The organism is Thauera sp. JM12B12 (genome assembly GCF_039614725.1).
Classification (GTDB): Bacteria; Pseudomonadota; Gammaproteobacteria; order Burkholderiales; family Rhodocyclaceae; genus Thauera.
In genome coordinates, this window is sequence record NZ_CP154859.1 from 1,035,113 (window position 1) to 1,058,905 (window position 23,793).

Below are 23,793 nucleotides of genomic sequence, written 5' to 3' on the forward strand. Positions count from 1 at the left end.
GCGTCCCGCCAGGGCCTTCCAACAGAACACCAAGGGCCCGGGTGTCGAGACAGACAGGACAAGACCAAAGGAGGAGTGTGGCATGGACACACGCACGAGCGCGTCCGACCACGGGCAGGCCGAGGCAGTGCTGGATACCTTCCCGCGCTACCTGATGCACCACGCCAGGGTGCGTCCGCAGCAGCCGGCGATGCGCGAGAAGGAATACGGCATCTGGCAGACCTACACCTGGGCGCAGGTGGCAGAGAACGTGCGCGCGATCGCCTGCGGGCTGGCGCAGCTCGGATTCAAGCGCGGCGATCGTCTCGCCGTTGTCGGCGACAACCGGCCCCGGCTGTACTGGTCGGTGGCGGCCTGCCAGTGCCTGGGCGGCATCCCGGTGATGATGTACCAGGACGCGGTGGCACAGGAGATGGTCTATGTGCTCCAGGACGCCGAGATCAAGTTCGCGATCGTCGAGGACCAGGAGCAGGTCGACAAGATGCTCGAGATCGTCGGCGAGGCGCCTGCGCTCGAGCACGTCATCTACGACGACCCGCGCGGCATGCGCCATTACACCCAGACCCTGCTGATGGGGCTGGACGAACTGCAGGAGATGGGGCGGATCCACGACCGCAACCAGTCCGACTTCCTCGCCGGGGAGATCGACAAGGGTGCCTCCGACGACATCTCGATCATGCTGTATACCTCGGGCACCACCGGCAAGCCCAAGGGCGTGTGCCAGACCCACGGCGCCTTCATCGCCGCGGCGCGCGGCGGCATGCAGTTCGACCGGCTCACCGACAAGGAGGACATCCTGTCCTACCTGCCGATGGCCTGGGTGGGTGATCACCTGTTCTCCTTTGCTCAGGCGATGGTCGCCGGCTTCACGATCAACTGCCCCGAGTCGGGCGAGACCGTGATGACCGACCTGCGCGAGATCGGGCCGACCTACTACTTTGCGCCGCCGCGCGTGTTCGAGAACCTGCTCACCCAGGTGATGATCCGCATGGAGGACGCCGGAAGCATCAAGCGCAAGCTCTTCCATCACTTCATGGATGTGGCCCGCCGGTGCGGCGCGGACATCCTCGACGGCAAGCCGGTGTCGGGCGGCGATCGTTTCCAGTACTGGCTGGGCAACCTGCTGGTGTATGGCCCGCTGAAGAACGTGCTCGGCATGAGCCGCATCCGCGTCGCCTACACCGCCGGCGCGGCGATCGGCCCCGATCTGTTCCGCTTCTATCGCTCGATCGGCATCAACCTCAAGCAGCTCTATGGTCAGACCGAGACCTGCGCCTATGTCTGCCTGCAGCCGGACGGCGAGATCAAGCTCGACTCGGTCGGCAAGCCGGCGCCCTTCGTCGAGGTCAAGCTCGCCGAGAACGGCGAGATCCTGGTCAAGGGGCCGATGCTGCTCAAGGCCTACTACAAGCGCCCGGACGCCACCGCCGAGTCGATCAACGCCGAAGGTTACTTCATGACCGGCGACGCAGGCTTCTTCGACGAGGACGGCCACCTCAAGATCATCGACCGCGCCAAGGACGTCGGGAAGATGTCCGACGGCACGATGTTCGCGCCCAACTACATCGAGAACAAGCTCAAGTTCTTCCAGCACGTGAAGGAGGCGGTGACCTTCGGCAACGGCAAGGACTTCGTCACCGCCTTCATCAACATCGATCTCGAAGCGGTCGGCAACTGGGCCGAAAAGAAGGGCATGGCCTATTCCGGCTACGCCGACCTCGCCCAGCAGTCGGCAGTGTATGAGCTGATCCGCGACTGCGTGGAGAAGGTCAACGTCGATCTCGCCGCCGACCCCAACATGAGCGGCTCGCAGATCAAGCGCTTCCTGATCCTGCACAAGGAACTCGATGCCGACGATGGCGAGCTGACCCGCACGCGCAAGGTGCGGCGCAACTTCATCGCCGAGAAGTACGGCACGCTGATCGACGCCATGTTCGAAGGCCGCAAGACCCAGTTCATCGAGACCCAGGTCAAGTACGAGGACGGCCGCACCGGCAAGGTCTCCGCCGACCTGCGCATCGAGGAAGTGAAGACCTTTGCGCCGCAGGCTGGCAAGCGCGCGGCCTGAGGAGACGAGGCATGAAGATGACCGACATGAATACTTCGCCCGCTGGGGCGCAGGCGGGCCGCCGCTTCGGCGACGTGATCCTCGACCTGCAGAACATCTCGCTGCGTTTCGGGGGCGTGAAGGCGCTGACCGACATCAGCTTCAACATCCGCGAGCACGAGGTGCGCGCGATCATCGGCCCCAACGGCGCGGGCAAGAGCTCGATGCTCAACGTGATCAACGGCGTGTATCACCCGCAGGAAGGCCGGATCATGTTCCGCGGCGAGGAGCGCAAGAAGATGGAGCCGCACATGGCGGCCCAGCAGGGCATCGCGCGCACCTTCCAGAACATCGCGCTGTTCAAGGGCATGAGCGTGCTCGACAACATCATGACCGGGCGCAACCTGAAGATGAAGGCGAACATCTTCCAGCAGGCGCTGTGGCTGGGTCCGGCGCTGCGCGAGGAGATCGCCCACCGCGAGAAGGTCGAGGAGATCATCGACTTCCTCGAGATCCAGCACATCCGCAAGACCCCGGTGGGCGCGCTGCCCTACGGCCTGCAGAAGCGCGTCGACCTTGGCCGCGCGCTGGCGATGGAGCCGCAGATCCTGCTCCTCGACGAGCCGATGGCGGGCATGAACGTGGAGGAGAAGCAGGACATGTGCCGCTTCATCCTCGATATCAGCGACCAGTTCGGCACCACGATCGTGCTGATCGAGCATGACATGGGCGTGGTCATGGACATCTCCGACCGCGTCGTCGTGCTCGATTACGGCAAGAAGATCGGCGATGGCACGCCGGACGAAGTGCGCAACAACCAGGACGTCATCAACGCCTACCTGGGCAGCGGTCACTGAGCGGAGCGGAACATGGGATTCTTTATCGAAACGATGTTGGGCGGGCTGATGACCGGCATGCTGTACTCGCTGGTGGCCCTGGGCTTCGTGCTCATCTTCAAGGCCTCGGGCGTGTTCAACTTCGCCCAGGGCGCGATGGTGCTGGTCGCCGCGCTCGCGATGGCGCGCTTTTCCGAATGGGCGAACGCGGCGCTGGGCGGCGACAGCCTGTTCCTGGCCAACGTGATCGGCATCATCGGCGCCGGCGTGGTGATGTTCATCGTGGCATGGGGCGTGGAGCGCTTCGTGCTGCGCAAGCTGGTGAACCAGGAAGGCGCCACGCTGCTGATGGTGACCCTTGGCATCGCCTACGTGCTCGAGGGCCTCGGCCAGACCTTCTTCGGCAGCGAGATCTACTCGATCAACGTCGGCATGCCCAAGGACCCGGTGATCATGTTCGAGGGTCTGGTCGAAGGCGGCGTGATGATCAACAAGGAGGACTTCATCGCCGCCGCGCTCGCCGCGGTGCTGGTGGGCGGCCTCACCATCTTCTTCCAGAAGACCGCGATCGGCCGCGCCCTACGTGCGGTGGCGGACGACCACCAGGCCGCGCAGTCGGTGGGCATCCCGCTCAACAAGACCTGGGTGATCGTGTGGTGCGTCGCCGGCCTGGTGGCGCTGGTGGCCGGCATCATCTGGGGGTCGAAGATGGGCGTGCAGTTCTCGCTCGTGACCGTGGCGCTGCGCGCGCTGCCGGTGGTGATCCTCGGCGGCCTGACCTCGGTGCCGGGCGCGATCGTCGGCGGATTGATCATCGGTGTCGGCGAGAAGCTCTCCGAGGTGTACCTCGGCCCCTTCGTCGGCGGCGGCATCGAGATCTGGTTCGCCTATGTGATGGCGCTGATCGTGCTGCTGTTCCGGCCGCAGGGCCTGTTCGGCGAAAAGATCATCAACCGCGTCTGACCGGGAGACATAACAGTGTTCTATCGTGAAAACGGCCAGTTCAAGACGAGCTACGCGGCCGACCAGCAGATCTTCACCATTGCCCAGGACAAGTGGTTCGTCTACGGGTTGATCGCCTTCGCCGTGCTTGCCGTGCCGATGCTGGCCGACGAGTACATGTTCCGCGCCATCCTGATTCCGTTCCTGGTGCTGTCCCTGGCCGCACTCGGGGTAAATCTGCTGGTGGGCTATTGCGGGCAGATCACGCTGGGGGCGGGCGCCTTCATGGCGATCGGGGCGTATGCGGCGTACAACTTCATGGTGCGCATCGACGGCATGCCGCTGATCCTGGCCATGCTCCTCGGCGGGGCCGCGGCGGCCGCCTTCGGCATCCTGTTCGGCATCCCCAGCCTGCGCGTGCGCGGCCTCTACCTTGCAGTGGCGACCTTGGCCGCGCAGTTCCTGTGCGACTGGGCTTTCCTGCGCATCGGCTGGTTCACCAACTACTCCTCGTCCGGCTCGGTGTCGGTGGCCAAGCTCGAGGTGCTCGGCTGGGTGATCGACTCGCCGGTCGAGAAGTACCTGTTCTGCCTCGCCTTCGTGGTGGTGTTCGCGGTGATCGCCAAGAACCTGACGCGCGCCGCCATCGGCCGCCAGTGGATGGCGATCCGCGACATGGACGTGGCCGCCGAGGTGATCGGCATCCGCCCGATGTTCGCCAAGCTGTCGGCGTTCGCGGTGAGCTCCTTCTTCGTCGGCGTGGCCGGCGCGCTGTGGGGCTTCGTGTATCTGGGCTCGTGGGAGCCGGCGGCGTTCTCGGTCGATCGCTCCTTCCAGCTGCTGTTCATGGTCATCATCGGCGGCATGGGCTCGATCATGGGCAGCTTCTTCGGCGCCGCCTTCATCGTGATCCTGCCGATCTTCCTCAATCAGTTCCTGCCCTTCCTCGGCGGCCTGGTCGGGGTCTCCGTATCGACCGCCGGCGTGTCCCACGCCGAGTTCATCATCTTCGGTTCGCTGATCATCTTCTTCCTGATCGTCGAACCCCATGGCCTCGCCCGTCTGTGGTCGATCGCCAAGCAGAAACTGCGTCTGTGGCCGTTCCCGCACTGATGCAGCGCCGTCCCGCAGTGCCCATGATGATTATTACAAGGAGGAGACTCATGAAATTCCGCACCCTGGCCCTTGCGGCCGCCATCGCCACGGTGGGCCTGTCGTCCGCCACCTTCTCCACTGCTGCCCAGGCCCAGGCGCAGGAGCAGTTCTTCCCGGTGCTGGTCTATCGCACCGGCGCCTACGCCGCCAACGGCAACCCGTGGGCAAACGGCTACGTCGATTACCTGAAGCTGGTCAATGCCCAGGGCGGCGTGAACGGCGTCAAGCTGTCGTTCGAGGAGTGCGAGTTCGGCTATGCGACCGACCGTGGCGTCGAGTGCTACGAGCGTCTCAAGGGCAAGGGCGCGACCGTGTTCCAGCCGCTGTCCACCGGTGTGACCTTTGCGCTCACCGACAAGGCGCCGGTCGACAAGATCCCGCTCATCACCGCGGGCTATGGCCGCAGCGAGTCGCAGGACGGTTCCGTGTTCACCTGGAACTTCCCGCTGCTGGGCTCGTACTGGGTGGGCGCCGACGTCGCCATCCAGCACATTGCCAAGCAGATGGGCGGACTCGACAAGCTGAAGGGCAAGAAGATCGCGCTCGTGTATCACGACAGCCCCTTCGGCAAGGAGCCGATCCCGCTGCTGCAGGAGCGCGCCAAGATGCACGGCTTCGACCTCCAACTGCTGCCGGTGGCCCATCCCGGCGTCGAGCAGAAGGCGACCTGGCTGCAGATTCGTCGTGACCGTCCGGACCACGTGCTGCTGTGGGGCTGGGGCGTGATGAACTCGACCGCGATCAAGGAAGCCCAGGCAACCGGCTATCCGCGCGACAAGATGCTCGGCATCTGGTGGGCGGGTGCGGAGCCGGATGTCAAGGATGTCGGCGACGGAGCCAAGGGCTATAGCGCGCTCGCGCTGCAGCATGGCGCCGAGCCCAACAGCAAGGTCGTCAAGGACATCGTGGCGGCGCTGCACGACAAGGGCCAGGGCACCGGTCCGAAGGACGAGGTCGGCTCGGTGCTGTACATGCGCGGCCTGATCTCCGCCATGCTGGGCGTGGAAGGCGTGCGCCAGGCGCAGGAGCGCTACGGCAAGGGCAAGGTCATGACCGGCGAGCAGGTGCGCTGGGGCCTCGAGAACCTCAACCTCGACCAGGCCAAGCTCGATGCGATGGGCTTTGCCGGCGTGATGCGTCCGGTGCAGACCTCCTGCACCGACCACATGGGTTCGTCGTGGGTGCGCGTGCATTCCTGGGACGGCAGCAAGTGGGCGTTCAGCTCCGACTGGTACCAGGCCGACGACAAGGTCCTGCGTCCGATGGTGCTCGAGGCGGCGTCCAAGTACGCGGCCGAGAAGGGCATCCAGCGCCGTACCGCCGAGCAGTGCGCGCAGTAAGTCGACACTGAGTTGAAACGCGCCTCCGCGCCACGCGGTGCGGAGGCTCTTTCCTGGAATCGAACATGAACGCACCCAACCCAACCTTCCTCAGCGTCAACAACATCGAGGTCATCTACAACCACGTGATCCTGGTGCTCAAGGGCGTGTCGCTGTCGGTGCAGGAAGGCAGCATCGTCGCGCTGCTCGGTGGCAACGGCGCCGGCAAGACGACCACGCTGCGGGCAGTCAGCAACCTGCTCAAGGGCGAGCGGGGCGAGGTCACCAAGGGCTCGGTCGAATACAAGGGCGAACGCGTCGAGGCGCTGACACCGGCCGATCTCGTCAAGCGCGGCGTCGTACAGGTCATGGAGGGGCGGCACTGCTTCGGCCACCTGACCATCGAGGAAAACCTGCGCACCGGCGCCTACACCCGCACCGACGGCAAGGCCGCGGTCGAGGAGACGCTGGAGAAGGTCTACAACTATTTCCCGCGCCTCAAGACGCGCCGCAACAGCCAGGCAGCCTACACCTCGGGCGGCGAGCAGCAGATGTGCGCGATCGGCCGTGCGCTGATGGCGAAGCCACGCGTGGTGCTGCTCGACGAGCCTTCCATGGGTCTGGCGCCGCTGATCGTCGAGGAGGTGTTCGAGATCGTCAAGGATCTCAACGCCAAGGAAAAGGTGAGCTTCCTGCTCGCCGAGCAGAACACCATGGTGGCGCTGCGCTATGCCGACTACGGCTACATCATGGAGAACGGCCGCATCGTCATGGAGGGCGCGGCGAGCGAGCTTTCGAACAACGAGGACGTCAAGGAGTTCTACCTCGGCCTGTCGGGCGAGGGGCGCAAGAGCTTCCGCGAGGTCAAGCACTACCGCCGCCGCAAGCGCTGGCTGAGCTGAGCCCCGCCCCACCGACATCACTCACTACGCATCGAGCAGGGGAGCCCTGATGGATTTCCACGACACGCGCGAGACCCGCGACCCCGAGGCCCGCGAGCGCGAGCTGCTAACCCGTCTGCCGGGCCAGATCGCCCATGCGCGCGCCGCTGCGCCGGCGTTTGGCCGGCTGCTGGCCGACGTCGACCCGGATTCGGTGACCAGCCGCGCGGCGCTCGCCACGCTGCCCGTCACACGCAAGTCCGAGCTGCTCGAGATGCAGAAGGCGGCGCGCCCGTTCGGCGGTTTCGCCGCCGTGGGCTGGGGTGCCGCGTGCCGGCGCGTGTTCGCCTCACCCGGTCCGCTCTACGAGCCCGAGGGCGCGCGACCCGACTACTACCGTCTCGCGCGCGCGCTGTTCGCGGCCGGTTTCCGTGCCGGCGACCTGGTGCACAACACCTTCTCCTATCACTTCACGCCCGCCGGCTCGATGATGGAGACCGCCGCGCACGCCCTCGGCTGCACCGTCTTTCCCGCCGGCGTGGGGCAGACCGAGCAGCAGCTCGCGGCGATCGCCGACCTGCAGCCCAACGCCTACGTCGGCACGCCGTCCTTCCTGCGCATCCTGCTCGAGAAGGCCGACGAACTCGGCGTCGCCGTCTCCTTCACCAAGGCCTTCGTCTCGGGCGAGGCCTTTCCGCCGAGCATGCGCGAGGCCTTCGCCGCGCGCGGCATCCAGGCCTTCCAGGCCTACGCCACTGCCGACATCGGCCTGATCGCCTACGAGACACCCGCGCGCGAGGGCATGGTGGTGGACGAGGACATCGTGCTCGAGATCGTCCGCCCCGGTACCGGCGACCCGGTCGCACCCGGCGAGGTGGGCGAGGTGGTGGTGACCACCTTCAACCCGGACTATCCGCTGATCCGCTTCGGCACCGGCGACCTGTCGGCGGTTCTCCCTGGCGCCTCGCCCTGCGGACGGACCAATGTGCGCATCAGGGGCTGGATGGGGCGTGCGGACCAGACCACCAAGGTCAAGGGAATGTTCGTGCATCCCGGGCAGGTCGCCCAGGTGGTGCGCCGTCACCCCGAGATCACCCGCGCCCGCCTTGTGGTGGATAATCCCGGGCTCAACGACCGCATGACATTGATGTGCGAGGTGGCCGGTGGCGGCAGCGAGACCCTGGCCGGTGCGATCGCCACCAGCATCCGGGAGCTGACCAAGCTGCGCGGCGAGGTTGCCTTCCTGCCGTCCGGGGCGCTTGCCAACGACGGCAAGGTCATCGACGACGTGCGGGTCTATCAATAGGCGCAATCCGCGTCACCGGGCTCGGGGCGATCAGCCGCGGCGTGCTCGGCCGCGCTGCGCCCCTGTTCCGGAGATTGCATGTCCGCTCAAGCTCAAACCGCACGCGCCCCGCTCGAGGGCGTGCGCGTGCTCGATCTCACCCGCCTGCTGCCCGGGCCGCTCGCCACCCAGCATCTTGCCGATCATGGCGCCGAAGTCATCAAGGTGGAGGATACGGCCGCCGGTGACTATGCGCGCACGATGGGTGCGATGGGGGGCGAGACGAGCTGGTTCTACCAGCTGGTCAACCGCGACAAGCGCAGCCTGCGCCTCGATCTCAAGCAGCCAGAGGGTCGGGCGCTCTTCCTGCGCCTGGTCGATACCGCCGACGTCGTGGTCGAGGGTTTCCGGCCGGGGGTGATGGAGCGTCTCGGCCTCGGTTACACCGCGCTTGCCGAGCGCAAGCCCAGTCTGGTGCTATGCAGCATTTCCGGCTACGGCCAGACCGGTCCCTACGCACTGCGTGCCGGTCACGACATCAACTACCTCGGCTATGCGGGCGTGCTCGACCAGATCGGCAGCGCAGGCGGGCCGCCCGGGCTGTCCAACCTGCAGGTGGGCGACCTGCTCGGCGGCACCATGGGAGCGGTGACGGGCATCATGATGGCGCTCTTCGACGCCCGCCGCAGCGGGCAGGGACGCCATGTAGACGTCTCGATGACCGACACCAGCTTCGCTCACATGATTTTTCCGCTCGCCGAAGTGCTCGCGCACGGGCGGGTAAAGCCGCGCGGCGAGGATCTGCTCACGGGCGGCGTGCCCTGCTACGGGGTGTACGAGACGGCCGACGGCCGCCATATGGCGGTCGGCGCGCTGGAGGAGAAGTTCTGGCACCTGCTGTGCGATACCGTGGGTCGGCCGGAACTCAAGCCTGCCCATCTGGCAGAGGGCGAGGCGGGCGCGCAGGCGCGCGAAGCGCTCGCGGCGATCTTCCGCAGTCGGAGCCAGCGTGACTGGGTGGCGGTGTTCGATGAGGTCGACTGCTGCGTCACGCCCGTGCTGCGCCTCGAGGAGAGCCTGCAGAACCCGCAGTTGCGGGCGCGCGGCATGGTGGTCGAGGTCGAGGGCGCGCCGCAGTTCGGTCGCGCCGTAAGTCTGAGCGGCATGCCCGTGCACGCGCCGCGTGCCGCGCCTGCGCGCGCAGGCGCCGACAGCGAGGCGATCCTCGCCGGGCTCGGCGTGGCCGAGGCGGAAATGGCGCGGCTACGCGCGGCGGGCGTGATCTGAGCTTCGATCCGGGGGCCGCAGGTGGCGGCCCCGTGCCAGGCGGATTACTTGTCGGCGGGTGCCTTGCGACGGGTGCCGCGTGCTTGCGCCTTCGGTTCGCCGGTCTCCGCTGCAGGCTGAGCCTCGGCGTTGTTGGTCATCATGTTCCACGGCCACATCGCCGCCGCGGCGGCGAAAGGATTGGCGCCGGCTTCGCCGCTGCCCTCGGCTCCCTGCTGCGCCTGCTGGCTCATCGCCTTGACGGCCGCGAGCGCAGCGCGCTGCACCTCGAGCCCCTGGATGCTCATCTGCAGCATGTTCAGGTTCATCTTCAGCCAGCCTTCGACCGCGCGCATGTCGGTGATGCGCTTGTCGAGCTCGTCGACATCGAGCGTGGGGGTGACCATGCCGGGCAGGGAGAAGCCCATCTGATTCCACATCCCGCGCACGAAGTCGAGCGGATCCTGGGCGTTTTGATCCTTTGTCATTGGGTTGCTCCCTCGGGTTGACGACATCGCTCGATATTAACCGATGCGCCGGCACCGCTGCGCAAATCGAACGGTGGATGGCATCGGCCGCGCCGAGAAGGCTCACTGCGCGACCAGCAGGCGATGCATCAGCGCGCGCAGGCGGGCGGGGCGGACCGGCTTGTGCAGCAGTTGCACCCCGGCGACCTGGACGCGCGCGAGGGTCTCGGGGGCGATGTCGCCGCTGATGAGGACCGCGGGCAGGGCGGCAAGCCCAGGCTGCGCGCGTACGCGCTCGATGAGGCGCACACCGTCGGTTTCTCCACCCAGGCGAAGGTCGCTGATCAGGAGGTCGGGCGCGGGCACGCGGGCGAGCAGCGCGAGCAAGGCCTCGGCGTCACGTGCGCAGAACACTTCGCAGCCCCAGGCTGCGAGCAGGCTCGAGGTCGCACTCAGGGCCAACTCGTCGTCGTCGGCGACGAGCACCCGCAGGTCGTCGAAGTGACCCAGCGCCAGCGCTTCGCCGCGGTCTCCGGCGGGTGCCGGCGGGGGCGCCGCGGCCGGCAACTCGACTGCGAATACCGAGCCGCGGCCGGGCGTGGAGCGCAGCTCGAGGCGATGGCCGAGGAGGTCGATCAGGCGGCGGACGATCGCGAGGCCGAGGCCGAGGCCCTTGTCGCGCGCGCGTTCGGCGTTGCCGAGCTGGACGAACTCCTGAAAGATCACCTGCTGATCTTCAGGGGCGATGCCGAGGCCGCTGTCGCGAACCTCGACGCGCAGGCGTTCGCCGCGGCGCCGGCAGGCGACGAGCACGACGCCCTGCGGCGTGTAGCGGATGGCGTTGCTGACCAGGTTGGCGACGATGCGCTCGAACAGCAGGGCGTCGCTCCTTGCCCAGCATGGCGGGCAGCGCAGGCGCAGCCTGAGGCCGCGGGCGGAGGCGGCGCTGCTCTGCGCAGCGACGATGTGCTCGAGCTTGGCATGCATGTCGAACACCGTGATCTCCGGCGTAAGCACGCCGGCGTCGAGGCGCGAGATGTCGAGCAGGCTGTCGAGCAGGCCCTCCATCGCGTCGGTGGAGGTCATCAGCCGGTTGGTGAGCTGGCGGCTGCGCGCATCCAGGGGTTGCTGCGCCAGTTCGGACAGGAACAGGCCGAGGGCATGCAGCGGCTGACGCAGGTCGTGGCTGGCTGCGGCGAGGAAGCGCGACTTGGCGAGATTGGCGCGCTCGGCCTCGTCCTTGCGCGCGCGCAGTTCGGCCGTGGCTTCCTCGATGCGGCGCGCCATCAGGGCGTGGGCGTCCTCCAGCCGTTCGGCCATCTCGTTCACGCCCTCGGCGAGGGCGCGCAGGCTGCCGCCGCCGGCGACCCGCACGCGGCGCTGCAGGTTGCCCTGGCCGATGCTGAGCACCGCGGCCGCGGCTTCGCGTATCGGGCCGCTCACGCTGTGGCTCATGCGTCGGGCGAGCAGCAGGCTGCCCACCGCGGCGATGAGCAGCCAGCCGGCGGCGATGAGCAGGAGTTCGCTGCGCCGCCGCTCGAGGCGCGCGAGCGAGATGTCGACGACCAGTCGCCCGAGCGGCGCCTGCGCCACGGAATCCTGCACCAGGCCTCCGGAGAGGACATCCTCGTTGAGCAGATGGCTCGGCCTGATCGGTTCGACGATGCGCAGCCACCGCCCGTCTGCGGTCTCCAGCGCCTGCATGCGCGCAAGATCGGACCCCGTGCCCGCGAGCACGATCGCGAAGCGGCCGGCGCTGGCCAGCGTCGTTCCGTCGGCTCCGAGGATGGCCACCGCGGCGACGTCGTCCTCCAGCATCAGCGTGTCGGCGAGTTGGCCCAGCGTTTCGCGGTCGCCGGCGAAGATCGCGTATTCGCTCGCTGCGGCGAGCTGACGCGCGTGCGCCTGAGCCCGCGCGCGCAGGGCCTGGTCGAGCTCGGACAGGCGCAGTCCGGTGTGGGTGGCGGTGAGCACCGCGGCTACCACCAGCATCGGTACGAAGGCGACGAAGGTGACGCGGGCGCGTACGCCCCAATCCGAGATCATTGCGCGACCCTCTCCTGTGCTTGCAGCGTATCGGCCAGCCATTGTGCGTCCGGCAGCGTGACCCCGAACGACCGCGCCACCGTGGGATTGATTCCGACCTCGAACAGCTGGTGCGGGCCGGGCGCGGGCATGGGTGCGCCGGCCAGCACCCGGCGCACCACCGAGGCCGCCTCGCGACCCGCCTGGGTGGGTGTGGTGTACAGGCCGAGCACCGCGCCGGCGCGCACGTAGGCGGCCGAATACCCCAGCACCGGCGAGCGCAGCCGGAATGCGGTGAGCAGCACCTGATGCACGGTCTGGCTGGTGAACAGCTGGCTGTCCGGGGGGATGACGAGCACGGCGGGTTGTGCGAGCGCGGCGCGCAGCGCGGCGTACAGCGCGCCGATCTCATCGGCCGCCGCGACGTGCGTCTCCAGCCCCCGATGTGCCGCGGCCGCGCCAAGCTCGATCGCGCGGCTGTGCGTATCGGGACCGGTGACGATTGCAACGCGTGTCTGGCGGGGCAGTGCGAGGCGGATCAGGGCGACCTGGCGCTCGGCCGGCTGGTCGAGCAGCAGTGCGCTCCAGGGGGCGCCTGGCTGTCGTTCGAGCGCCTCCAGCGTACTGCGCGGCAGGAGGACGTGGAGCACGGGTGCGGCAATCTGCTGCGCGGCGCTCATGCGTGCGGCAGCACTGCCCACGGTGACGACCAGCCGGGCGTCGGCAAGTGCGCGCGCGTCGGCCTCGGCCACGCTCTGCACTTGGATGGCGAGCTCGGGCGCGAGTGCGGCGGCGAGACTGTCGACCGCCTCGTTGTGCGACGGGCTCGATGGGTCGGCGATCACCACGACCTGAGCCGCGGCGACCCCGGTGGCGAGCAGCGCGCACGCGAACAGCAGGGCGCCGAGTGTCCGCCTGCGCCAAGCCGGCCAGCCCATCACAACCGTCGCTCCGCGGGCGGACGCCAAGGCTCGCCGAGCGTCGTGCAGGCGCGCGCGAATGGTTTCGAAGGCATGGGCGAATTGGCGGACGGACGCGGCGGGCTTGGGCGTGGCCGGCCGCGGCAGGGCGACCGGAGGGACTCGACCCCGGATTTTCGCCTCTTTGTGCGCCGGGGCATAGGGGGTGGTGCATTCGTCATGTTATGTTCCCGCGCTCGACCCGTTGGAGCGGCATCACGCCGCGTGCAGGACATGACGAAGATCCTCATCGTTGAAGACCACGCGCTGGTGCGCGAGGCGATGGCCCAGCGCCTCGCCCGGCTGGAGCCCGGCCTGAGCTGCATCGAGGCCGCCGAAGGGGGCGAAGCGCTCTCCTTGCTCGAGCAGCACCCCGACATCGACCTGGCGCTGATCGACCTGATGCTGCCCGAAGTGAACGGCTTCTCGCTCCTCGCCATCCTCGGCAAGCGGTTCCCGGACGTGCCGGCGATCGTGGTGTCGGCGATGGACGACGACGCCTCGGTGCGACGTGCGCTCAAGGCGGGGGCCTCCGGCTTCGTGTCCAAGGCGAGCTCGGGCGAAGTGCTGGTGCAGGCGGTGCGCGAGGCGCTCGACGGCGGCGTGCCCACGCCGGTGCGCAGCGCGGCCGGTGCGGTGCGCCCGGCGCCACGGACACCTGTCGACCGCTACGGTCTCACCGCGGCGCAGGCGAGGGTGCTCGAGCTGCTCGCCGGTGGGCGCAGCAACCGCGAGATTGCCGATCTGCTCGGTCTCACGGAAGGGACGGTAAAGGTGCACATGACGGCGATCTATCGTGCGCTGGGCGTCAGCAGCCGTTCGCAGGCGCTCGTGGCCATCGCGCGCAGCGGGGCGCGCCTCTGAGTGGCGTCGCGGCTCAGTGCGGCCGGCGCGCGCCGTGGGTGAGGCGCAGCGGCATCTCGGCCGCGGGCAGTGTTTCCATCGCTGCGGCCGTCTCGTCCTCAGCGACCTGCTCGGTGAAGTCGATCTCGAGCACCTCGAGCACCTGTCGTGCGACTGCGCGGCAGGCATTGGCAAGCGGGCTCGGCAGCTGTTCGGGTATGTGCTTCTGCAGCAGCAGCTTGGTCGATGAAAGGGCATTGACCGGACGCAGGATGCGATGGCGGTAGGCACCCAGCAACTGCGCCACGGTGCGGTCGGCGGCCTCGCGCTGCCAAGGATTGTGGGGCCACTGGGTGGGTACCGCGTAGGCGCGCGGGAACATCTCGAGGTCGCGCAGGACGGTGCGGATGTCCTCGTGCGACTCGCGGAAGGGCAGCAGCACGATGTCCGACAGGGCATACAGCTTGCGGTCCATCTCGGTGCGGTTGCCGCCGCCGTCGATGACGCCGACCCAGTCGTCGAGGGTGCGCAGCTTGTCGACAACCTTGGTGAGCGCGTCGCGCGTGCGGGCGTCGGCGATCACGTAGCGTCGTCCCGCGGGGTTCAGGGGTTCGCGGCTGGTGTCGGTGAGCACGCAGGCCGCGCGCTGGCCGAGCAGGCCGAGGCCCTGGCACAGCATGTGCGAAAGCGTGGTCTTGCCGGTCCCGCCCTTGTTGCCGATCACGCAGATGATCTCAGCCATGACGCTTCAGTCCTTCACTTGCAGTCCAGTTCACGCTGCGCATTATCGGCGCCGGCAGGCAAGGACAAGCGCTGGAAAAGCGCCCGTTCGGGACCGCTATTCAGGCACTTCAGGCGTGCGCGCGCTGCCCGATGCGGTAGCCGTAGAGGCGGGTGGCGCGGCGATCTCCGACCTCCACCACGAAGTCGGCCTCGCGGCCGGGCACCGGGAAGCTGTTGCTGAGGAGCACGCTGCCCGGGCGCAGTTCCCTTGCCGCCTTCTGCCATACCTCGGCCATCGGCACCGGCGACAGGAAGGCATATACCAGGTCGTAGTCGTGCCACGGACGGGCGAAGAGGTCGCCGCGCTGGCAGTCCAGGTTCGCCATGCCGGCGGCGAGCAGGCGGCCGACCAGCCACGTGGCGGGGGCGAGCTCGACGCCGGTGAAGTGGCAGTCGGGGCGCGCGCGCGCGAGCGGGCGCAGCAGGGAGCCGGTGCCGGCGCCAATGTCGAGCAGGCGGGCCGGTCGCGCCGGCAGGAGTTCCGCCACGGCGCGCGCGGTGTCTCGGTTGCTCAGGTAGAGCGGCACCTGCGTGCGGAAGCTGGTCCAGTAGACCAGCACGAGCAGCACGAAGGCGCCGAGATAGACGCCTGGGTGCAGGTCTAGCCCGTGTGCGCCGACCACGAGCGGCAGGAAGCAGAGATGGATCGGCAGCCACCAGCGCGCACTGTTCAAGGCGGTGGCGGCAACCGTGGCTCCGAGCGCCTGGACGCCGACCAGCGGCCACAGCCCGGCAACCAGGCCCGCGCGCGCGAGTGCGAAGGCGATCGCCAGGCCGGCGACCTGAGAGAGCAGGGCTTTGAGGGCAGGGGGCATGGGCAGCGGGGCGGCGGTGGCACGGGCACGCATCATAGCCCCGCGTGCCCCTGGCCCGCAGCGGGGCAGGGGGGGGCGGCGCGGCGAGCATCGGCGCTCCCTGCCGGAAGCGCCTCGACGCCCGTTTGCCTCATGCCACCGCGCGCTCCCCGGCCGACGCCGGGGCTGGGCTCTCGCGCCAGCGCGCGAACAATGCGCGACGTCGCTTGGCCGCGGCCTGCATCGCGTACGCCTTGACGTGGCCGAAGCCGCGGATGTCCTCCGGCAGGCGGGCAATCTCGAGTGCGAGCGGTAGCCGATCGTAGCTCAGCGTGTCGAGCAGTTCTGCGACGTCGCGCTCGTACTCGGCGATCAGCGCGCGTTCGGCACGCCGCTCGGCTGTGTAGCCGAAGGGGTCCCAGCGCGTGCCGCGCAGGTGCTTGAGCCGGGCGAGCAGGCGGAACACGCGCATCATGCCCGGGCCGAAGCTGCGCTTGGCGATGTGGCCGGTATTCGGGTCGGGCCGCGCGAGCAGCGGCGCGGCGAGGTGGAAGCGCACCGTGTAGTCGCCCTCGAAGCGTGCCTCGACCTTCTCCCAGAACGCCGGGTCGGCGTACAGCCGTGCCACCTCGTATTCGTCCTTGTACGCGAGCAGCTTGAAGTAGTTGTGGGCGACAGCCTCGGCGAGCCGGGTGCTGCCCGCGCCCGCGCGCCGGGCCTCCAGGTCGCGCACACGCTCGACCAGGCTGCGATAGCGTGCGGCGTAGGCCGCATCCTGGTAGGCGGTGAGCGCTTCGACGCGGCGAGCGACGATCTGCTCGAGTCCGGGCGGACGCAGCGGGACCGGCGCCGGGGGCAGGGCATGACGCTCGACTGCAGCGAGGTCGTGAGCGGCGCGCCGCCCCCACAGGAAGGCCTTGCGGTTCATGTCGATCGCCACGCCGTTGAGTTCGATCGCCTGCATCAGTGCGGACTCCGACACCGGCACCATGCCTTGCTGCCAGGCGAAGCCCAGCAGGAAGAGATTGGTGGCGATGCCATCGCCGAGCAGCCGCGTGGCCAGCGCCTGCGCATCGACGAAGCGCAGGCGCGCTCCGTCGGGCGCGTCGGCCGATAGCCCGAGCGCCTCGCGGATCGCCTTCTGCATGCGCCGCAGCGGGAACTGCCAGTCCGGGTTGTGGGCGAACTCCGAGGTTGGCGTCTCGGCGAGGTTGACCACCGCGCGCGTCCGCCCGGCAGCCATCTTGGCGAGGGCCTCGATGCTGGCGCTGACGATGAGGTCGCCACCGATCACGGCGTCTGCCTCGCCCGCGGCAATGCGTACCGCATGCAGGTCGTCCGGGTGACTGGCGATGCGGATGTGGCTGTATACCGAGCCGCCCTTCTGCGCGAGACCGGTCATGTCGAGCACGGTGACGCCTCTGCCGTCGAGGTGGGCCGCCATTCCGATCAGTGCGCCGATGGTGATCACGCCGGTGCCGCCGACGCCGGTCACCAGGATGCCGTACGGCGTGGTGGCATCGGGCAGGGTCGGCGCGGGCGGGGTGCCGAAACGCGTGTCGTCGGTGGCGAGCGCCTTGCCGCGCCGCAGCTGTCCGCCCTCGATGGTGATGAAGCTGGGGCAGAAGCCCTTCAGGCAGGAGTAGTCCTTGTTGCACGAGGACTGGTCGATCTGGCGCTTGCGGCCGAACTCGGTCTCCACCGGCAGGATCGACATGCAGTTCGACTGGATGCCGCAGTCGCCGCAGCCCTCGCACACGGCCTCGTTGATGAACACGCGGCGGGCCGGGTCGGGGAAGGTGCCGCGCTTGCGGCGCCGGCGCTTCTCGGCAGCGCAGGTCTGGTCGTAGATCAGCGCGGTGACACCACCCGATTCGCGCAGCTCGCGCTGGATCGCGTCGAGTTCCTCGCGGTGGCGGATCGGCACGTGCGGGACGTCGGCGGGGCCGTAGGCGCGCTCCGTGCCGTCGGTGACCACCACGATGTTGTGCACGCCCTCGGCCTGCAGTTGGCGCACGATGGTGGGCACGTCGAGCGGGCCGTCGTGGGGTTGCCCGCCGGTCATCGCCACCGCGTCGTTGTAGAGGATCTTGTAGGTGATGTTCACCTTCGCCGCCACCGCCTGGCGGATCGCCAGCAGGCCGGAATGGAAGTACGTGCCGTCGCCGAGGTTGGCGAAGATGTGCTTCTCCCGGGTGAACGGCGCCTGGCCCACCCAGGGCACGCCTTCGCCGCCCATGTGGGTAAAGGTCGAGGTGCGGCGCTCGGGCATCCAGGTGACCATGTAGTGGCAGCCGATGCCCGCCACCGCGCGGCTGCCCGCGGGCACGTGGGTGGAGGTGTTGTGCGGGCAGCCCGAGCAGAAGGTGGGCACGCGGTCGGCGGTGAAGCTGCGGTGCTCGAGGGCGCGCTCCTTGGCCTCGAGAAAGGCGAGCCGGTCGCGGATGCGCTCGGAGGTGAAGAAGCGGTCGATGCGCGCGGCGATCACGCGCGCAATCATCGCCGGGGTGAGCTCGCCGGCAGCGGGCAGCAGCCAGTCGCCGTGATCGACGGTGCCGTCGGCGCGGCCGATACGCGCCCACTCGCCCTTTTCGTCGAACTTGCCGATCACGCGCGGGCGCACGTCCTCGCGCCAGTTGTAAAGCTCTTCCTTGAGCTGATACTCGAGCAGCTGGCGCTTCTCTTCCACGACCAGAATCTCGTCCAGCCCCTCGGCAAAGTGGCGCACGCCGTCGGTCTCGAGCGGCCATACCATGCCGACCTTGTAGAGCCGGATGCCGATCTCGGCGGCAAGTGCATCGTCGATGCCGAGGTCGTCGAAGGCCTGACGGACGTCGAGGTAGCTCTTGCCGCACGTGATGATGCCCAGGCGCGGCGCGGGCGAATCGATGACGACGCGGTTGAGGCGGTTCGCGCGTGCGTACGCGAGCGCGGCGTAGAGCTTGTGGTGCAGCAGGCGCTTTTCCTGCACCAGAGGAGGGTCCGGCCAGCGGATGTTGAGGCCCTCGGGCGGCAGCGCGAAGTCCGTGGGAATCTGCACCTGCACGCGCCCCGGGTCCACATCTACCGACGCCGAAGTCTCCACGGTGTCGGCGAGCGCCTTGAAGGCCACCCAGCAGCCGGAGTAACGCGAGAGCGCGTAGCCGTGGACACCGAAGTCGATGTACTCCTGGACCCCCGCCGGAGCCAGCACCGGGATCATCATCGACTTGAAGAAGTGGTCGGTCTGGTGGGGCAGGCTCGAGGACTTCGCGGCGTGGTCGTCGCCGGCGACCACCAGCACGCCGCCAAGCCTCGAACTGCCGGCGGCGTTGGCGTGACGGAACACGTCGCCGCAGCGGTCCACGCCCGGGCCCTTGCCGTACCACATCGCGAACACGCCCTGGTACTCGGCCTGTGGGTTGAGGTTGACCTGCTGCGAGCCCCACACGGCGGTGGCGGCAAGATCTTCGTTTACACCGGGTTGAAAAACGATATGGCGTGTCTGCAGGTGCTTGCGTGCCTTCCAGAGCGTCTGGTCCAGGCCGCCGAGCGGCGAGCCCCGGTAGCCGGAGACGAAGCCCGCGGTGTTGAGCCCCGCGGCTTCGTCGCGCGCCTTCTGGATCAGCAGCAGCCGCACCAGCGCCTGGTAGCCGCTCAGATAGACACGTCCCGATTCGCGGGTGTATTTGTCGTCCAGGCTCGGGGCGCGGCTGACTGCGCCCAGGTCGGCTTCTGCCATGGTCGTCTCCTCCTGCCTTGGGTGGTGGCGTCGGATGCCGCGCAACCCCGCAATCCCCGCCTCGTGGGCGACGACGACGGAGCGCCTCGATTCAGACTAGACCTGCGCCCTGTGGGGCTCAATCGCTGATTACCCGCAAGCGCCGGCCGAGGGCAAGCGCGCCCGGCAGCGCATGTCGCGTCCGAGGTGTCGACCAGTGGCCGGGAGGGAAGTTGCCCGGGCCCGGCGGCGCGGGCAGAGGCGCAATGGCCTCGACCGTCCGTGTCGAAAAAAAGCGCGAAAAGATTTGACACCACATCACGCGGGCACTATAGTGCGGGGCTTCCCGGACGGAGGGATACCCAAGCGGTCAACGGGATCAGACTGTAAATCTGACGGCTCAGCCTTCGAAGGTTCGAATCCTTCTCCCTCCACCAAGTTTCGGTCGTGCCGCGGCGGCAAGCGGACGGCGTAGCGGATGCAGTGAATCGGCTGCAAGCGGTGTGCAAGCGAACGCAGTTGCAGGCGTGTGCGGGTGTAGCTCAATGGTAGAGCTGAAGCCTTCCAAGCTTAAGACGAGGGTTCGATTCCCTTCACCCGCTCCATCGATGCTGTGTTCGCAAGGTTTCGGAGCCCATGTAGCTCAGTGGTAGAGCACTCCCTTGGTAAGGGAGAGGCCACGTGTTCAATCCACGTCATGGGCACCATTCATTTTCTGCCTGACCTGGGCGGCGGCCCATTCGTGTGGCTGCCGCATCGGTTTTTCTGGTTCTGATTTTAAGGATAGTGATATGGCTAAGGGTAAGTTCGAGCGCACTAAGCCGCACGTGAACGTCGGCACGATCGGTCACGTTGACCATGGCAAGACCACGCTGACCGCTGCGATCACCACGATCCTGTCGAAGAAGTTCGGCGGCGAGGCGAAGGCTTACGACCAGATCGACGCGGCGCCGGAAGAGAAGGCGCGCGGCATCACCATCAACACCGCGCACGTCGAGTACGAGACCGCCACGCGCCACTACGCGCACGTGGATTGCCCGGGTCACGCCGACTACGTGAAGAACATGATCACCGGTGCCGCGCAGATGGACGGCGCGATCCTGGTGTGCTCGGCCGCTGACGGCCCGATGCCGCAGACCCGCGAGCACATCCTGCTGGCGCGTCAGGTCGGCGTGCCGTACATCATCGTGTTCCTGAACAAGTGCGACATGGTCGACGACGAAGAGCTGCTCGAGCTCGTCGAGATGGAAGTGCGCGAGCTGCTGTCGAAGTACGACTTCCCGGGCGACGACATTCCCATCGTCAAGGGTTCGGCGCTGAAGGCGCTCGAGGGCGACCAGTCCGAGATCGGCGAGCCGGCGATCTTCCGCCTGGCCGACGCGCTGGATAGCTACATTCCGACCCCCGAGCGTGCGATCGACAAGCCCTTCCTGCTGCCGATCGAGGACGTGTTCTCGATCTCGGGCCGCGGTACGGTGGTGACCGGTCGTGTCGAGCGTGGCATCGTCAAGGTTGGCGAGGAAATCGAGATCGTCGGCATCAAGCCCACGGTCAAGACCACCTGCACCGGCGTGGAAATGTTCCGCAAGCTGCTCGACCAGGGTCAGGCCGGTGACAACGTCGGCGTGCTGCTGCGCGGCACCAAGCGTGAGGACGTCGAGCGCGGTCAGGTGTTGTGCAAGCCGGGTTCGATCACCCCGCACACCCACTTCACCGGCGAGATCTACGTGCTGTCGAAGGAAGAGGGCGGCCGTCACACCCCGTTCTTCAACAACTACCGTCCGCAGTTCTACTTCCGTACGACGGACGTGACCGGTTCGATCTCGCTGCCCGAAGGCACCGAGATGGTCATGCCGGGCGACAACGTGTCGATCACCGTCAAGCTGATCGCCCCGATCGCCATGGAAGAAGGCCTGCGCTTCGCGATCCGCGAAGGTGGTCGCACCGTCGGCGCCGGCGTCGTCGCCAAGATCATCGAGTAATTCGCTCGCTGATTGCCAGACAAGCGCACCCGCTCGGGTGCGCTTTGCAGTCTCTGCTGCAGGGGTATAGCTCAACTGGCAGAGCGTCGGTCTCCAAAACCGAAGGTTGGGGGTTCGATTCCCTCTGCCCCTGCCATATTTTTCCGGGTGGTTATCCGCAATGGCCGATAAGTTGAAATTCGCGCTGGCGCTGGCACTGTTGGCAGCCGGCGTGGTCGGCTTCTATCTGCTCGCCGAGCAGCCGCTCGTGCTGCGCGTATTGTCCGTTCTCGTGGGTCTGGGTGCCGGTGTCGCCGTTGCCTCGATGTCCGAGCCGGGGCGCCGCTTCATCGGCTTTGCGCGTGAATCGATCACCGAAACCAAGAAGGTCGTCTGGCCGAGCCGCAAGGAAACCACGCAGACCACGGGTCTGGTGTTCGCCTTCGTGGTCGTCATGGCGATCTTCCTGTGGTTGACGGACAAGAGCCTGGAATGGGTTCTGTACGATCTCGTTCTGGGTTGGAAGTGATATGACCAAGCGTTGGTATGTGGTTCACGCCTATTCGGGCTTCGAGAAGTCCGTTCAGCGCGCGCTCATCGACCGTGTGAACAGGTCGGGCATGCAGGACAGCTTCGGCCAGATCCTGGTGCCGGTCGAGGAAGTCATCGAGATGCGCGGCGGTCAGAAGACCGTCACCGAGCGCAAGTTCTTCCCCGGCTACGTCCTCGTCGAGATGGAGATGAATGACGAGAGCTGGCACCTGGTGAAGTCCACGCCCAAGGTCACCGGCTTTGTCGGCGGCACCGCGAACAAGCCCGCGCCGATCTCCGAGAAGGAGGTCGAGAAGATCATGCAGCAGATGCAGGATGGCGTGGACAAGCCCCGTCCGAAGGTGCTGTTCGAGATCGGCGAGGTGGTTCGCGTCAAGGAAGGTCCCTTCACCGACTTCCATGGCTCGGTGGAGGACGCCAACTACGAGAAGAACAAGCTGCGCGTGTCGGTGACCATCTTCGGTCGCGCCACGCCGGTCGAACTCGATTTCGCACAGGTCGAAAAGACCTGAGCAAGGCGGCAGGCCGCGAGGCCTGCCGAAGCCCGTTCACGCTCCTTCGGGAGCGTGGGGTACGCGAGGAGCGCCGGATCGTCCGGTGCGCTAGCACTCATCACAGGAGCAAGCCGCAATGGCAAAGAAAATCACTGGCTACGTAAAGCTGCAGGTGCCGGCCGGCAAGGCCAACCCCAGCCCCCCGATCGGTCCCGCGCTGGGTCAGCGCGGCCTGAACATCATGGAATTCTGCAAGGCGTTCAACGCCAAGACCCAGGGCATGGAGCCCGGTCTGCCGATTCCGGTGGTGATCACCGCCTACGCCGACAAGTCCTTCACCTTCATCATGAAGACGCCGCCGGCGACCGTGCTGATCAAGAAGGCGGCCGGTATCCAGAAGGGCTCGGCCAAGCCGCACACCGACAAGGTGGGCAAGATCACCCGCGCCCAGGTCGAAGACATCGCCAAGGCCAAGCAGCCCGACCTCACCGCTGCTGACCTCGAAGCCGCCGTGCGCACCATCGCCGGTTCCGCCCGCAGCATGGGCATCACCGTGGAGGGCCTGTAATCATGGCGAAGCTGTCCAAGCGAGTTCAGGCGCTGCGCGCCAAGGTTGACCGCAACCAGGCCTATCCGGTCGCCGACGCCCTGCGTCTGGTCAAGGAGTGCGCCACCGCCAAGTTCGACGAGTCGATCGACATCGCCGTGAATCTCGGCGTCGACGCGCGCAAGTCGGACCAGGTCGTGCGCGGCTCGGTCGTGCTGCCCGCAGGCACCGGCAAGTCGGTGCGCGTGGCCGTGTTCGCCCAGGGCGACAAGGCCGAGGCTGCCCGCGCTGCGGGTGCGGAAGTCGTCGGTTTCGACGACCTCGCCGAGCAGATCAAGGCCGGCAACCTCAACTTCGACGTCTGCATCGCGACTCCGGACGCCATGCGCGTGGTCGGTCAGCTCGGTCAGATCCTCGGTCCGCGCGGCCTGATGCCGAACCCGAAGGTCGGCACCGTGACCATGGACGTTGCGACCGCGGTCAAGAACGCCAAGGCCGGCCAGGTGCAGTACCGCACCGACAAGGCGGGTCTGGTGCACGCCACCATCGGCCGCGCCTCGTTCGAAGTCGACGCGCTGCAGCAGAACCTGTCGGCCTTCATCGACGCGCTGGTCAAGGCCAAGCCCGCTGCCGCGAAGGGTGTGTACCTCCGCCGTATCGCCGTCTCCAGCACCATGGGTGCGGGCGTGCGCGTGGAGCCGGGCAGCCTCAACGCTGCCTGATTGCCTCGATCGCCCGCGGCAGGCGGGCGATCCGAAGAACTTTGAGCCGTGGCTGCCCCCTGGGTGGCCCCGGATCGTCAAAGACCGCAGGTGTGTCGGCCGCGAGGCGACGCTTAAGCATTCAGATGGCCTGCGCAGACGGTGTGCTCAGAACAGGATTTGGCCGGCTTGCCGGCCGCACTCCTGATCCAGGTCGCCGTGGGTGCGAATCGCGA

The 23,793-nt window shown here is 67.5% G+C and carries 20 protein-coding genes and 4 tRNA genes; 18 read left to right on the forward strand and 6 right to left on the reverse strand.

Features of this window, described 5'->3' with window-relative positions; all coding sequences use genetic code 11:
• Positions 1-82 precede the first annotated feature (82 nt).
• From AAG895_RS04530 to AAG895_RS04565, 8 genes are all read left to right on the forward strand, one after another.
• On the forward strand, positions 83-2,068 hold the full coding sequence (locus AAG895_RS04530; protein ID WP_345794365.1) for an AMP-binding protein: 1,986 nt from the start codon (positions 83-85) through the stop codon (positions 2,066-2,068).
• A 17-nt stretch (positions 2,069-2,085) separates the two neighbouring features.
• Entirely contained in the window at positions 2,086-2,904 is an 819-nt protein-coding gene (locus AAG895_RS04535; protein ID WP_345795226.1) for an ABC transporter ATP-binding protein, read from the forward strand.
• Positions 2,905-2,916: 12 nt separating this feature from the next.
• Complete coding sequence (locus AAG895_RS04540) at positions 2,917-3,846, forward strand: branched-chain amino acid ABC transporter permease (protein ID WP_345794366.1); 930 nt, start codon at positions 2,917-2,919, stop codon at positions 3,844-3,846.
• Positions 3,847-3,861: 15 nt separating this feature from the next.
• Positions 3,862-4,938: a branched-chain amino acid ABC transporter permease gene (locus AAG895_RS04545; RefSeq protein WP_345794367.1), complete on the forward strand. Its 1,077-nt coding sequence runs from the start codon at positions 3,862-3,864 to the stop codon at positions 4,936-4,938.
• 50 nt (positions 4,939-4,988) lie between these two features.
• Entirely contained in the window at positions 4,989-6,320 is a 1,332-nt protein-coding gene (locus AAG895_RS04550; RefSeq protein WP_345794368.1) for an ABC transporter substrate-binding protein, read from the forward strand.
• A gap of 65 nt (positions 6,321-6,385) precedes the next feature.
• Positions 6,386-7,201, forward strand: a complete 816-nt coding sequence (locus AAG895_RS04555; RefSeq protein ID WP_345794369.1) for an ABC transporter ATP-binding protein — start codon at positions 6,386-6,388, stop codon at positions 7,199-7,201.
• 49 nt (positions 7,202-7,250) lie between these two features.
• Positions 7,251-8,486, forward strand: coding sequence for an AMP-binding protein (locus tag AAG895_RS04560; protein ID WP_345794370.1), 1,236 nt, complete (start codon positions 7,251-7,253; stop codon positions 8,484-8,486).
• 78 nt (positions 8,487-8,564) lie between these two features.
• Positions 8,565-9,752, forward strand: a complete 1,188-nt coding sequence (locus AAG895_RS04565; RefSeq protein ID WP_345794371.1) for a CaiB/BaiF CoA-transferase family protein — start codon at positions 8,565-8,567, stop codon at positions 9,750-9,752.
• Positions 9,753-9,796: 44 nt separating this feature from the next.
• On the opposite strand, the gene AAG895_RS04570 is transcribed toward AAG895_RS04565, so the two are convergent.
• The 3 genes from AAG895_RS04570 to AAG895_RS04580 form a co-directional block, all read right to left on the reverse strand.
• On the reverse strand, positions 9,797-10,219 hold the full coding sequence (locus AAG895_RS04570; protein WP_345794372.1) for a PhaM family polyhydroxyalkanoate granule multifunctional regulatory protein: 423 nt from the start codon (positions 10,217-10,219) through the stop codon (positions 9,797-9,799).
• A gap of 102 nt (positions 10,220-10,321) precedes the next feature.
• Positions 10,322-12,244, reverse strand: coding sequence for an ATP-binding protein (locus AAG895_RS04575; RefSeq protein ID WP_345794373.1), 1,923 nt, complete (start codon positions 12,242-12,244; stop codon positions 10,322-10,324).
• Positions 12,241-13,161, reverse strand: coding sequence for an ABC transporter substrate binding protein (locus tag AAG895_RS04580; protein WP_345794374.1), 921 nt, complete (start codon positions 13,159-13,161; stop codon positions 12,241-12,243). The genes AAG895_RS04575 and AAG895_RS04580 overlap by 4 nt, the downstream gene beginning before the upstream one ends.
• Before the next feature lie 255 nt (positions 13,162-13,416).
• Between AAG895_RS04580 and AAG895_RS04585 the strand changes: the two genes are divergently transcribed.
• The gene (locus AAG895_RS04585; protein WP_345794375.1) at positions 13,417-14,046 is read left to right on the forward strand and encodes a response regulator transcription factor; all 630 of its coding nucleotides are present in this window, start codon (positions 13,417-13,419) and stop codon (positions 14,044-14,046) included.
• A 13-nt stretch (positions 14,047-14,059) separates the two neighbouring features.
• Here AAG895_RS04585 and AAG895_RS04590 read toward each other — a convergent pair whose 3' ends face one another.
• From AAG895_RS04590 to AAG895_RS04600, 3 genes are all read right to left on the reverse strand, one after another.
• A complete protein-coding gene (locus tag AAG895_RS04590) occupies positions 14,060-14,767 on the reverse strand; it encodes a hypothetical protein (protein WP_345794376.1) in 708 nt (235 codons plus the stop codon).
• Between the two features lie 109 nt (positions 14,768-14,876).
• Positions 14,877-15,623: a class I SAM-dependent methyltransferase gene (locus AAG895_RS04595; protein ID WP_345794377.1), complete on the reverse strand. Its 747-nt coding sequence runs from the start codon at positions 15,621-15,623 to the stop codon at positions 14,877-14,879.
• Positions 15,624-15,753: 130 nt separating this feature from the next.
• On the reverse strand, positions 15,754-19,323 hold the full coding sequence (locus AAG895_RS04600) for an indolepyruvate ferredoxin oxidoreductase family protein (RefSeq protein ID WP_345794378.1): 3,570 nt from the start codon (positions 19,321-19,323) through the stop codon (positions 15,754-15,756).
• 331 nt (positions 19,324-19,654) lie between these two features.
• Here AAG895_RS04600 and AAG895_RS04605 point away from each other — a divergent pair.
• From AAG895_RS04605 to rplA, 9 genes are all read left to right on the forward strand, one after another.
• Positions 19,655-19,739 (forward strand) — tRNA-Tyr (locus AAG895_RS04605).
• A 94-nt stretch (positions 19,740-19,833) separates the two neighbouring features.
• A tRNA-Gly gene (locus AAG895_RS04610) sits at positions 19,834-19,907 on the forward strand.
• 27 nt (positions 19,908-19,934) lie between these two features.
• Positions 19,935-20,009 (forward strand) — tRNA-Thr (locus AAG895_RS04615).
• Positions 20,010-20,093: 84 nt separating this feature from the next.
• Positions 20,094-21,284, forward strand: coding sequence for an elongation factor Tu (gene tuf, locus AAG895_RS04620; RefSeq protein ID WP_345794379.1), 1,191 nt, complete (start codon positions 20,094-20,096; stop codon positions 21,282-21,284).
• Between the two features lie 60 nt (positions 21,285-21,344).
• Positions 21,345-21,420 (forward strand) — tRNA-Trp (locus AAG895_RS04625).
• 24 nt (positions 21,421-21,444) lie between these two features.
• Positions 21,445-21,792, forward strand: coding sequence for a preprotein translocase subunit SecE (secE, locus tag AAG895_RS04630; RefSeq protein WP_345794380.1), 348 nt, complete (start codon positions 21,445-21,447; stop codon positions 21,790-21,792).
• A gap of 1 nt (position 21,793) precedes the next feature.
• On the forward strand, positions 21,794-22,327 hold the full coding sequence (nusG, locus tag AAG895_RS04635) for a transcription termination/antitermination protein NusG (protein ID WP_345794381.1): 534 nt from the start codon (positions 21,794-21,796) through the stop codon (positions 22,325-22,327).
• Positions 22,328-22,445: 118 nt separating this feature from the next.
• Positions 22,446-22,877, forward strand: coding sequence for a 50S ribosomal protein L11 (gene rplK / locus AAG895_RS04640; RefSeq protein ID WP_345794382.1), 432 nt, complete (start codon positions 22,446-22,448; stop codon positions 22,875-22,877).
• Positions 22,878-22,879: 2 nt separating this feature from the next.
• The gene (rplA, locus tag AAG895_RS04645) at positions 22,880-23,578 is read left to right on the forward strand and encodes a 50S ribosomal protein L1 (protein ID WP_345794383.1); all 699 of its coding nucleotides are present in this window, start codon (positions 22,880-22,882) and stop codon (positions 23,576-23,578) included.
• The last annotated feature ends 215 nt before the right edge of the window (positions 23,579-23,793 follow it).

Excerpts from the sequence above, each read along its gene's own strand:
- AAG895_RS04530 (WP_345794365.1), top strand. The coding sequence starts at position 83 with ATGGACACACGCACGAGCGCGTCCGACCACGGGCAGGCCGAGGCAGTG.
- AAG895_RS04535 (WP_345795226.1), top strand. The coding sequence starts at position 2,086 with ATGACCGACATGAATACTTCGCCCGCTGGGGCGCAGGCGGGCCGCCGC.
- AAG895_RS04540 (WP_345794366.1), top strand. The coding sequence starts at position 2,917 with ATGGGATTCTTTATCGAAACGATGTTGGGCGGGCTGATGACCGGCATG.
- AAG895_RS04550 (WP_345794368.1), top strand. The coding sequence starts at position 4,989 with ATGAAATTCCGCACCCTGGCCCTTGCGGCCGCCATCGCCACGGTGGGC.
- AAG895_RS04555 (WP_345794369.1), top strand. The coding sequence starts at position 6,386 with ATGAACGCACCCAACCCAACCTTCCTCAGCGTCAACAACATCGAGGTC.
- AAG895_RS04560 (WP_345794370.1), top strand. The coding sequence starts at position 7,251 with ATGGATTTCCACGACACGCGCGAGACCCGCGACCCCGAGGCCCGCGAG.
- AAG895_RS04565 (WP_345794371.1), top strand. The coding sequence starts at position 8,565 with ATGTCCGCTCAAGCTCAAACCGCACGCGCCCCGCTCGAGGGCGTGCGC.
- AAG895_RS04570 (WP_345794372.1), bottom strand. The coding sequence starts at position 10,219 with ATGACAAAGGATCAAAACGCCCAGGATCCGCTCGACTTCGTGCGCGGG.
- AAG895_RS04575 (WP_345794373.1), bottom strand. The coding sequence starts at position 12,244 with ATGATCTCGGATTGGGGCGTACGCGCCCGCGTCACCTTCGTCGCCTTC.
- AAG895_RS04580 (WP_345794374.1), bottom strand. The coding sequence starts at position 13,161 with ATGGGCTGGCCGGCTTGGCGCAGGCGGACACTCGGCGCCCTGCTGTTC.
- AAG895_RS04585 (WP_345794375.1), top strand. The coding sequence starts at position 13,417 with ATGACGAAGATCCTCATCGTTGAAGACCACGCGCTGGTGCGCGAGGCG.
- AAG895_RS04590 (WP_345794376.1), bottom strand. The coding sequence starts at position 14,767 with ATGGCTGAGATCATCTGCGTGATCGGCAACAAGGGCGGGACCGGCAAG.
- AAG895_RS04595 (WP_345794377.1), bottom strand. The coding sequence starts at position 15,623 with ATGCCCCCTGCCCTCAAAGCCCTGCTCTCTCAGGTCGCCGGCCTGGCG.
- AAG895_RS04600 (WP_345794378.1), bottom strand. The coding sequence starts at position 19,323 with ATGGCAGAAGCCGACCTGGGCGCAGTCAGCCGCGCCCCGAGCCTGGAC.
- tuf (WP_345794379.1), top strand. The coding sequence starts at position 20,094 with ATGGCTAAGGGTAAGTTCGAGCGCACTAAGCCGCACGTGAACGTCGGC.
- secE (WP_345794380.1), top strand. The coding sequence starts at position 21,445 with ATGGCCGATAAGTTGAAATTCGCGCTGGCGCTGGCACTGTTGGCAGCC.
- nusG (WP_345794381.1), top strand. The coding sequence starts at position 21,794 with ATGACCAAGCGTTGGTATGTGGTTCACGCCTATTCGGGCTTCGAGAAG.
- rplK (WP_345794382.1), top strand. The coding sequence starts at position 22,446 with ATGGCAAAGAAAATCACTGGCTACGTAAAGCTGCAGGTGCCGGCCGGC.
- rplA (WP_345794383.1), top strand. The coding sequence starts at position 22,880 with ATGGCGAAGCTGTCCAAGCGAGTTCAGGCGCTGCGCGCCAAGGTTGAC.